The organism is Okeania sp. (assembly GCF_983059655.1).
This window is the reverse complement of record NZ_CEZPJD010000199.1, coordinates 1-11,207: the sequence shown is the minus strand read 5'-3', so window position 1 is coordinate 11,207 and position 11,207 is coordinate 1. Positions and strand designations below refer to the sequence as shown.

Genomic DNA, 11,207 nt, shown 5'->3' with positions numbered 1-11,207 from the left:
AACTTATTAAATTTTTGGAAAAAACTGCTGAACAGTAAATATTTTTCAGACATGATAACTTTCAGGGAAATATCAATCTGAAAATCCTAGAGGCGAATGTTATTTTATTTGAAAATATTCATTTCTATAATCATGATTGTTAGTACAGTCAGTGATGATTTATCTTTCCCTAATTCCCTATTTTTGACGATTGACAATTATTTGATAGTCAGAAAAAGACGACCTAGAAGACCTAGAAAACCTAGAATAGAAAAAATAGAATCAACTGAGCCTCCGAAACCAAAATCTACTTGCCCAGAAAACTCTGAAGATTTAGAAATTCTCATGGCAAATTTAATATTAGATTTACCTGGTTATGTTAATCGTGAAATTCAACGCGATCGCCAATCAAATGAAGATTATTTAGAAAGGAATATAGTCATAGCAGGTCGTCCTGAGTTTGAACCTTTACCGATAGATTATATGCCTTTTTTTCAGGAGGATATTAATCAAATTTTTCTGACAACTTTAGAAAGACAATATCGAGATAGTCAGGTAGTAGAGTTACAACAATTTCATTGGTTATTTCTGAGGCAAAATCAGAGAAAATGGGAGTTAGTTAATATGTTTTCTATAGAAGAAAGTTTACTAGGCGATTTACCCCCACAACCAGAAGATAGTAGTAATGGAGTATTCGCTAGAGGTATTAGAGCTTGGTTAAAAGGATGTTATTTACTAGGTAGGAGTCAGAATGAGGAATAATAAATTATGACTGTTCTAGTAGAATTTATGTCAATTTTTATTAGTGATTTAATTAGAGTTTGCTGATTAAATATCAAAGCATTAACTGATATTGGTTGTAGCATTTTTGGTCTAAAAAAGTGCCAGCTTTTCGGTGGTAAGAGCTGCAAAAAGCTAGTATTTTGGGATGATTATGGCAGAAAAATTGAGGAACAATTTTTCCGACTACCTACTCTATAATTTCTCGTTTCTCCTGACTCCTGACTCCTCCCTTCACTCATAAGACTTTTTCAGCAAACCCATAATTATGGCTATTTTTAAGGTAAAAGTTAAACCTAATTCTCCACAACAAAGTATTGAAAGAGAAGCAGATGGCAGTTTTAAAGTATGTTTGAAATCTCCACCTGTGGATGGTAAAGCTAATCAAGAATTAATCAAACTATTGGCAAAAAAGTTTAACGTGAAAAAATCAGAAATTACGATTAAATCGGGTTTATCTTCAAAGAATAAATTGATTGAACTACCTCTACCAGAAGTCTAAAAATCTATAGAATTACTATCTCCCTCTAATTCATCTAACTTTTGTTTAACCGCCTGAATATCTTGCCACATTAACCACTTTGGTTTGCCTGGCTCCCGAGAAGGATTTCGCAAAAGATAAGCTGGATGAAAAATGGGCATACAAAGTCGCCCTTCCCATTCCAGCCATTGGCCTCTAATTTTAGTAATACCTCGCTTATCGCCAGTCAAAGCTTTAACTGCCGTTGCTCCAGTTAAAAGAATAATTTTTGGGCTTACAAGACGTATTTGCTCCAGTAAATAAGGTTTACAAGCTTCTATTTCTTGAGTAGTAGGAGTCCGATTTTCTGGTGGCCGACATCTAATAGCATTAGAAATATAAACGTCGCGATCGCTACTTAGCTCCACCGACTGCAAAATTTTGTCCAAGAGTTGCCCAGATCTACCAACGAATGGCAGACCTTGTTCATCTTCATTTTGACCGGGTGCTTCCCCTATAATCATAATGTCTGCCTGGGGGTTTCCTCTACCAATGACAGCATTAGTACGGTTTTGTCCTAGTTCACATCTACAACATTGGTTACAATGGACTGCTATTTGTTCCATTGTTTGATATGTTTCAGAAGGAATGGGAATTTTAGCATCTGTGGGAATGAGTTTGGAGTCAAAGTCAGAATTAGAGGTAGATTCCTCAGAATAATCATTGTTTGACCAGTCGAAGAGACTAAGTTGTTTTTCGTTAGACATGAAAGGAGATTTAAGAATCAATTGTCACTAGTGTTTAGTCTAAAGTTTTGGGCAGAAAGTCTCAACTTGAAGGCCATTAGGTAAAATTTCATTAATGGATAATAAGTAATAGATAATTACTTGTAGTTAAAACTAGTTAAAATCGTTACGGAATGCTCCGCAAACAGAATTCAGAATCTAGGAGGAATGAGAATCATAGAAGAGCTAGCCAGAAGAATCTTCCCTTGATTTTTACCCCTATCTTTCCCAAAATACGCTCATTTTTGAACTGGAATTACCTAAAATTTGGTACTCCCTTAGTACCTGCAAAGGCTGGAACCTTTACCAGTAAACACTTTAACATTTAATCCGCAAGCCCTAATTATCAATTATCAATTATCCATTATCCATTGATAAGTGCCAGTAGCTGGAGAAAATTATGTCATCTATTCCCATATTTCGAGACCGCACTGATGCTGGAGAAAAATTGGCTGAGGTTATTTTTTCAGATTTCTGTCAAACTCATTTGACTACTGAGTGGATGATTAAACCTATAGTCTATGGTCTACCAAGAGGGGGGTTGCCAGTAGCAGTGATGGTTGCGCGTCGGTTGGGTTGTCCTTTGAGTGTGGTGGTGGCGAAGAAAATTACTTTACCGGATAATCCAGAATTGGCTCTTGGTGCTGTGACAGCAGATGGTTGTATAGTGTGGTCGAGACACAAACCACGCAATTTACAAGTCCAACAGACTATGATTGAAAGAGCAAGGGAGAAAGCACAGTCTCAATTAGAATGTCTTAGTGGTGGAAAGCCTCAAGTTATTCCTCTAGGTAGGTTAGTAATTTTAGTTGATGATGGAATAGCTACGGGAATGACTATGGTGGCTGCGTTAAAGTCTATTAGGTTGCAAAAACCGAATGCTGTCTGGATATCTGTGCCAGTTGCTCCACCAGAATTGATTAAATTTTTGAAAGATTGTTGCGATCGCTTAATTGTATTGGAAACTCCTCGGCCATTTTTGAGTGTGAGTCGATTTTATGCTGAGTTTACTCAGGTGGAAATGAAGGTTGCTTTGGCTTGTCTCAAACAACAGGATGAATGGTTGTGAGAGTAAAAAAAATTTTTAATTTTTATTTATTAAGTAGGGTTTGCTGAAAAAGTCTTTTTTAAGGAGTAGGGAAGAATTTTTTTGCTCAACTCTTACTAAAAATGCTAACTTTGTACTTTTTCAATGCCTAAAAAGGCTAAAACCTTTATCTGGTAATTATTTGAGATTTATTCAGCAAAATATAAGTATAAATGCCATAAATTTTTTTCTGGTAATTAATCGGAATTTTGTGATTTTATTTAATATCAAAAACATGAGAATTTTACAATTGTGGTGTCAAAATCTTAGGGGTGGTATACAATATAATCCACCGGGCTTTATTGAGTTAATAATGTTAGTTTTTGCCATAGTATTATTATTGTGCTGGAGTATTACAGAGCAATGGCAATGTTTAGTATTATGCTTGAGTTATGTAATGGGTTCTTCTATTTCTATTTTGGTTAGAGAAGCACTTGCGCCATCTCCTCAAATACAGGCTTCCCAATTCACAGCTATACTATTATTAATTCTTAGTACTTATAGTTTTGCTGATTTAATTCGTTAGAAAATGTTTGATTTGAAATCAACAAAAAAGAAGTTCTTTTATAGAGTAATTAGGAATCAGCTATTAACAGTCAGCTCTCCGATGTGGAATGGGTTCGCATTCAGCTTTTTAATGAATTAAGCAAGTACTCGTTTAACTTCTACTACATTTTCAACTTTATGGAGGGAAATATAGATGTTGCTCGGGCTTACTGCTAAGGTTAAGTAATGGACTTTTCTTTTACTCATACTTTAAGCATTCAGCAGTCAGCTAATCAGCTAGCCTCCTCGGGAGGAACTGCGTTAACAGCTATTGCTTTTAGTTTTAGATAAAAGCTTTACTAATTGGGTCAGAATTAAATCTTACTAAAAAAACTGGCTATATTCATTTAAGCCCTCTTATGAAAACTGACAGCTGAAAGCTAATAGCTAAATGCTTACCTCATACTTTTAATTCTATAAAGCTGATAGCTGACCGCTGAATGCTTGCCAAGTAATTAATTTATTCAAATCAAAATGAGTTACAAAATAGAAGCAGAAAATTTCATCCAAGATTTAGAAAGAGTAGCTAAAGTTAGAACTGAAGTAGCTGCTAGTTTATGTACAATAGCTGAAACTTTAGAAAAAGCAGAATTAGAAGGTCAAAAAACTTCTGGAAAATTAGGATTAGAAAGAGAAATAGAAGATATTAAAAATGCTGGTAAAAATCTCCGTCTTGGTGTTTTTCGCTTGATGGTATTGGGAGATATGAAACGGGGAAAAAGTACATTTCTTAATGCTTTAATAGGTGAAAATATTTTACCTAGTGACGTTAATCCTTGTACAGCATTATTAACGGTATTAAAATTTGGACAAGAAAAAAAAGTTACTATACATTTTAATGATGGAAAAAAACCTCTGTCACTAGATTTTAAAAGCTTCAAACGAAACTATACAATTGACCCAGCAGAGGCAAAAAGATTAGAAAAAGAAAAAAAACAAGCATTTCCTGATATTGATTATGCGGTGGTTGAATATCCCCTACAAATTTTAGAAAAAGGTATAGAAATTGTTGATAGTCCTGGTTTAAATGATACAGAAGCACGGAATGAATTGTCTCTTGGTTATATTAATAATTGTCATGCTATTTTATTTGTGATGAGAGCAACTCAACCTTGTACTTTAGGAGAACGTCGCTATCTAGAAAATTATATTAAAGGTAGAGGGTTGAGTGTCTTCTTTTTAATTAATGCTTGGGATCAAGTACAAGATAGTTTAATTGACCCAGATGACCAAGAAGAATTAGAAGAAGCAGAGGTAAGACTAAGAAAAGTTTTTCAAGCTAACCTCAATGAGTATTGTATAGAAGAAAATAAAAATATCTATCAAGAAAGAGTTTTTGAACTATCTTCAATTCTGGCATTAAGACGGCGATTAAAAAATCCTTCAGCTTCTTTAGAAGGAACAGGTTTTCCAGAATTTTTTGGTTCATTAAATAAATTTTTAACTCAAGAAAGAGCTGCTCAAGAATTTCGACAAGCCAAAACTTTAGCAAATCAAATAGATAGTTACCTAAGAGAGGCGATCGCCCGTCGTACTCCTTTATTAGAACAGAATATTGAAGAGCTAATAAATAAGATTAATTCTGTAGCACCAGAGTTTCATAAACTTGCTGAAATTCGCGACCAATTTCAATCAGAAATTAGAACAGTTCGAGACCGAGAAGCGACTGAAGTTGCTAATTCTTTTCGTTCTTATGTCCTCGACCTGGAACATACTTTTGAATCAGACTTTTTACGCTATCAACCAGATATGAAATTTCTAGATTTCATTAACCCTAGTAAAAGAGAAGCCTTTGAAATAGAGCTAAAAAAAGGATTTGAACAATATATTAGCGATAAATTAGCAGCATGGACTATTACTGTTGAAAATAAGATGGATGCAGCATTTTTACAACTTTCCAGAAGAGCTGCTCATTATGGTGCTTCCTATACAAAAGTCACAGATAAAATAACTGAAAAACTAACAGGAAAAAAGGTAAAATCTGCCCTTTCTACCTCTAGTGAAGATAATGCTCCCAGCTGGGCAAAATGGGCTATGGGATTATTTTCATTAGCTAGGGGTAATATTGCAGGTATGGCGATGGCCGGAGCAGGTTTTGATTGGAAAAATATCTTGCTCAATTTGTTGGCTGTAGGAGGAATATATACAGCAATTACTTTATTTACGGGGGTAACTTTAGGACCTATTGGTTTAGCTTTGTTAGGTTTAGGTATAGGTGTAATGCAGGCAGATGAAGCACGGAAAAAAGTAGTTCAAGTGGCGAAAAAAGAGTTGGTTAAACATTTGCCTGAAGTAGCAAATCAACAGTGGCAACCTATTTATGATGCGATTAAAGAATGTTTTGATACTTATGAAGGAGAAGTTAAAGAAAGAATAGATGATGATATTAAATCTCGGAAATCGGAATTAGATAATTTGCTGAAGCAAAAACAGGAACAAGAAATTAATAATGATGCAGAATTATCTCGTTTTCAACAGTTAGAAACTGATGTGTCATCTGAGTGTACAAAAATAGTTGCCGTTTATCAGGATTTTATGAAAGCAATTGTTTGAAGAAGGCAAAAGGTAGAAGGCAGAAGGCAGAAGGGAAGATTCCTTATAGATAGTCTTCGGCACACCAATTTGTGTCTTAATAACCCCAAACAATTTTCAGCACCTTTTTGTTAAAGAGACATCTCGTTTAAAGTTGTTTAATCACACTTATTATTCGTAAAATTATTTTTTCAAAATGGTATTAGAAAATTCCTCTATTCCCATATCTGGTGTTCCATTACAACTAACAATTTATTGTCCTAACCAGTAAACTATATTTACCCCTATTTTCTTTTTCTATAGCAAGTAACGAGTTGGTTAGCATTTTAAGATTTATGTTGATTATGAACTCTAAGACAGAGAAATACTTTTCCCACTGTTCCCTGTTATCTGCCACAGAATATTTTTTTCATAACTGTAAACTGTAAAGAGGAATTCTATATAAATAATATGAATATATAGCAATTCTAAATCATTTGTGATACTTTTATTGCTTTAATGTTCTTTATCCCCTGTTCCCTGTTCCCTAAAATCTACAGTATTTCATAATTCAAATAATATTGCTATATAAAGGAGAAGTGAGAATTGCAGACTAATTTTGATAACTTGATTCGCTATTTTAATTCTGCTCTCGGAATATTAGAACTTGAGCCAGATTCTCAACTGAAAAAAAATATAATTTCTATCTGTGAATATCTGAAAAGTCCCTCTTTTAAAATTGCTGTTTTTGCTCCGTTTAATTATGGCAAATCTACTTTACTAAATGCTTTCTTAGGTCAACGCACATTACCTATTGATTTGATTCCTACTACTGGAGCTGCAATTTCTATAAAGTATGGCAAAGAATTACAGACTAAAATTAATCTGAAAGATGGAAGTCAAATTTGTGAAACTGGTACAGATATTCTTAAACAATATGCAGTGCTAGATAATAACCGTCGAATGCGAGATGATGTGACTTCAGTAGAAGTTTATTGTCCTCATCCTTTCTTGAAAATAGGAGTTGAGTTTTTAGATTTACCAGGAACTAATGACCGAGAAGCTCAAGATATTTTGGTGCAGGATAAATTGTTAACTTCCGATCTAGTAGTACAGGTTTTAGATGCCAGAAGTTTGATGACTTTAGGAGAGCAAGAAAATCTCCGAGATTGGTTGTGGGAAAGAGGTATTAAGACAGTAGTTTTTGTCGTTAATTTTATGAATTTACTCTCTCCAGATGAACAAACAGAAGTTAACAATAGAATACGATTTCTAGCAGAAAGTTTTCGCTCCGAACTACCAAATAATATTAGTAATTTATATCGAGTTGATGCTTTGCCGGCTTTGCGTGGTCGATTAAAAGGTGATATTTCTGTTGCACAAACAACGGGTTTAGCAATTTTTGAATCTGCTTTACAAAACATTGTTGAAACTTATGGAAAAAAGATAGATATTCAATTACCAAGAATACAGGCTATCGCTTTTCAGTTATGCCAAGTAATGGAGGCTAGTGCTAAGGAGGTAACTAAAGAATTAATTGCTATTCAAGAGCGTAAAAGTGAAAAATTTGAGATTCAAAAGCGGGCAGAAAAATTAATTACACAAGGCTTTCAAAAAAGTAGTTCAAATTTCCAAAGTTGGCTATATTTAACTAAACTTTTAGAGCGCCATCAATTTGAATTGGCTATAGTTTTGGAGCAAAGAACTTTTAATATTTGGGAGTCCGAAAAATTTCGACCAGAAGTTCTTCAATATAAACAAGACATTACCGAATGGATAGATAAAGCTTGTGAGTTTTTTCAACAAGAAGAACCCATGGAATTAATCATGACATTTCCTGAAGCTCCTAAAGTTTTTTTACCATCCCCACCCCCATCAGAAACCAAAAAATCAGGAGGGGTAAGAAATATAGCGATCGCCACTGGAATAGGTTGGTTATTAGGAGGCCCAATGGGTGCAGCTGTTGCTGGTGGTGCCACCTATTTTTTAAGCGATAATCAACAGAATAAATCACAAAATTTAGATAGTTATCAGCAGCAGGTAAAACAAGCTTATGCTAATGCTGCCAGAGATTATTTAAGTCGTTTTAGTGCTATAGCTTTAAAAGCAGTTGAGGAATATGAAGAAAAGGCAGAAAAAGTGATTAAGGTTCCGATTCTTCAGCAGTCATCAGAAGCGATTAAGTTAAGAAGTAAATTAAAATTCTTAAATAATTTATCAGCAGAAATAAATCAAGAATTGAAATTTTTAGCTGGTTGAGACATAGGAATATGTTGATGTAAATCTAGCTAAAAACTTTATTCAAAATATAGCAATCTTAATTTGAATTGTGAGAGATTGTAGATTTTTAAGGAATAGGAAACAGGAAAAAGTGCGCGTATTTTTAGATGAAATAGGGATAAATTTAGCCATGAGTAGGACTTATGGCCACTCTGTGAAAAACAAATCTTCCAACTAGGAGATTTTCCATAGGGTTTAGGAGGGTATATCAGTGTACCCATGATGGTAATAACTGCTCGAAACCCTTAAAAGACCATTTATGGTATAACTTATAGTAGTTTTCATTAACATAGAGTACAGAGATTTTGGCTTAAAGGCAAAGTGCAGAAGCTTTACATTCTACCTTTGTGAAAACCGCTATAATCTCTAGTATTGGCTAAGGTAGGAAATAATTTACCATGATGCTACGAGGTAATTAGTCTAAACTCCAGTCGGAAATTATAGCTCAGTAGCTCTTGAATACCTGTGAGCTAGATGATATAGCGCTACGCGCTAGGCAACAGGCAACAGGCAACAGGCAAAAGTAAACTGTGAGTGGGTTTGGTGGATTTAGGAATGTCCTAACCTAAACTTGTAGCGCTATACCAAAGAGTTTCAGCTAAGTTGAATAAGTCCTCATATCTCAAATAATCATCTGATTCAAGTTTATAAACCCTCAAAATTCAAAATTTCAAGATTATTCAAAAAAATCCTTGACAAATCCCTGGATATAAGTGTTAATATAGTAACTGTTGACGAATTGGGGCGTCGCCAAGCGGTAAGGCAGCTGGTTTTGGTCCAGCCATTCGGAGGTTCGAATCCTTCCGCCCCAGTAAAAAAGTTACAATAAATAGAACTAAAGAGAATAGTTGTACCCATATAATATGATGAAGTTGAGGCTATATTTGCTTTCTTCTATCTATAAATAAGTATAGAATTTTAGTCCCATACCTCAAGATAAACTTTTTTTTGCTTTACTTGTAGTTTTGTTTGATGAACTTTTAACTTGCTTGTATAGCCTAACGGGGAGACAAGTACTTTAAAACTATCGTCGGATAATATACATCTGGTGATCATCAAAAATTAAATTAATTATCGTCCATAAATCATAAATTCTTTCCCCTCCTGGGAGCGGTTAGGGGTGAGTTCCCTACTCCCTACTCCCTACTCCCTACTCCCTCTTTTCCGGAGAGGTCTAATGATTTCAAGAATTAAAGCTCTGTATAAAATCAAGGTTTTTCGTTTTTGATAAAAATAATAATTTTGAGAAAGGAGGTAGGTATACTTCGTGACCTTCCTCTTCTATCATAATTTAAATTTATTTTTATAGAACCCATTTGAGATCTATATAATTATGGTAGTCAAGTCTTTTCGTACATCAATGAGTGAGGAAAAATCTGAAAAAGGAGTGTTGAATTTTTTGTATTATCTATCCCCACATCTTACCTCTTCCTTTTTCCCTACTTAATCTCCTGTCTCCAGCATAGCTGTCTCCTGACTCAAGGCTAAAAAAATTGATATTTATCAAGATACGCTTAGGGGTTCTATATCAATTTTTTAATCCCACATTCCGCACTTCAATTTGTAACATAAAAATTAGTATAAAATCCGTAGCTTGCTTAAATCTTGATACTATATAATATCAATTCCCAAAAATAATGCTATACTTCCGATGCGACTTCAGTTATTAAGTAATAATAATGATTCAGTAATGTTTGGATACGATTATCGGCATTAATTCAAAATATCTTATTTTTTTAAAGCCTACTCTTTACTCCCCACTCCCTACTCTCTACCCCCAAGCAGATGTAGCAAAACTTTTGAGAAATAGTATAAGTTATCTTCATTTACCTTGATCGGGAGTCAAATTCTCAGTGAAATGTCAAGCACAAATAGGGTTTGCTGAAAAAGTCTGATGGGTGAAGGTAGGAGACAGGAGACAGTAGACAGGAGAAATGGGGAATGAGCGGTAGAAGTAAGAATTGTCCCTCAATCTTTATGTCATAATTATTCCAAAATACTAGCTTTTTGCAGCTCTTTACATCGAAAAGCTGGTACTTTTCTCATACCTAAAATTGCTCAAACCAATATCAGTCAATAATTTGATATTTATTCAGCAAACCCTAAATACTTACTGAATCGTTGACTCCTATTAACCACTATAATTTTCTTCTTACTTTTGACTTTTGACTTTTATTTTTATGCTACGTTTTGTTGTGCTGAATGTAGGTTTAATAGTAGCCATCAATTACATTTACATTTTATAGTAAAAAAAAGTCAGTCCAGTTACACACAGAGACCGACTTGCAATGCAATTTTTATCATTTATATGAGTCATATTTTAAACAATCTTTGACCTATACTCAAGTCCAAACTTTGAAAATTTTAGTGTGGTTATTCACTGTTCAAAAAACTGTCAAAATAGAAAGGCACCTGTGCTTGTTTTCCTTTACCAATTAAATATGAAAGCCGTCGAAAACATATAAGCTGTTGTGCATTTTACCTACATTCCGCACGACAAAACGTAGTATAAATGGCAAGTAGTCAATAGCCAGTAGTCAGTAGTCAGTAGGGAATGATGTGCAGCTTATATGTGGCGTGTGCGCGAGTATTTATGCTTAATATTTTCCTGAGAATTTGACTCTTGAAAAAGGTCAATGACGATAATTTATACAGTATAAATACTTACCAAATTCAAAATTTATATACTAGTTTTAATGTTACAAGTTGCCGTGCGGAATGTGAGTTAATAGAATTACCTTTTTTTTATTTTACAATTCCATTTAATAATGAGTTCTCC

General features: G+C 34.2%; 7 protein-coding genes and 1 tRNA gene. 7 read left to right on the top strand and 1 reads right to left on the bottom strand.

Annotated elements, in window-relative coordinates:
* Positions 1–132 precede the first annotated feature (132 nt).
* The gene (locus AC3DU7_RS13325) at positions 133–741 is read left to right on the top strand and encodes a hypothetical protein (protein ID WP_488039823.1); all 609 of its coding nucleotides are present in this window, start codon (positions 133–135) and stop codon (positions 739–741) included.
* A 286-nt stretch (positions 742–1,027) separates the two neighbouring features.
* Entirely contained in the window at positions 1,028–1,261 is a 234-nt protein-coding gene (locus tag AC3DU7_RS13320; RefSeq protein WP_488039822.1) for a DUF167 domain-containing protein, read from the top strand.
* On the opposite strand, the gene AC3DU7_RS13315 is transcribed toward AC3DU7_RS13320, so the two are convergent.
* Complete coding sequence (locus tag AC3DU7_RS13315) at positions 1,258–1,986, bottom strand: uracil-DNA glycosylase (protein ID WP_488039821.1); 729 nt, start codon at positions 1,984–1,986, stop codon at positions 1,258–1,260. The two genes, AC3DU7_RS13320 and AC3DU7_RS13315, sit on opposite strands and share 4 nt — an antisense overlap.
* 418 nt (positions 1,987–2,404) lie before the next feature.
* On the opposite strand from AC3DU7_RS13315, the gene AC3DU7_RS13310 reads away from it, so the two are divergent.
* From AC3DU7_RS13310 to AC3DU7_RS13290, 5 genes are all read left to right on the top strand, one after another.
* Positions 2,405–3,073, top strand: a complete 669-nt coding sequence (locus tag AC3DU7_RS13310) for a phosphoribosyltransferase (protein ID WP_488039820.1) — start codon at positions 2,405–2,407, stop codon at positions 3,071–3,073.
* A 253-nt stretch (positions 3,074–3,326) separates the two neighbouring features.
* Complete coding sequence (locus tag AC3DU7_RS13305) at positions 3,327–3,617, top strand: hypothetical protein (RefSeq protein WP_488039819.1); 291 nt, start codon at positions 3,327–3,329, stop codon at positions 3,615–3,617.
* A gap of 494 nt (positions 3,618–4,111) precedes the next feature.
* Positions 4,112–6,190 (top strand): dynamin family protein, encoded by a 2,079-nt coding sequence (locus tag AC3DU7_RS13300; protein ID WP_488039818.1) that lies wholly within the window; start codon positions 4,112–4,114, stop codon positions 6,188–6,190.
* Between the two features lie 564 nt (positions 6,191–6,754).
* Positions 6,755–8,407 carry a dynamin family protein gene (locus AC3DU7_RS13295; RefSeq protein ID WP_488039817.1) on the top strand — a complete coding sequence of 551 codons (1,653 nt, stop codon included), beginning with the start codon at positions 6,755–6,757 and terminating at the stop codon, positions 8,405–8,407.
* Positions 8,408–9,168: 761 nt separating this feature from the next.
* Positions 9,169–9,240 (top strand) — tRNA-Gln (locus tag AC3DU7_RS13290).
* Positions 9,241–11,207 lie beyond the last annotated feature (1,967 nt).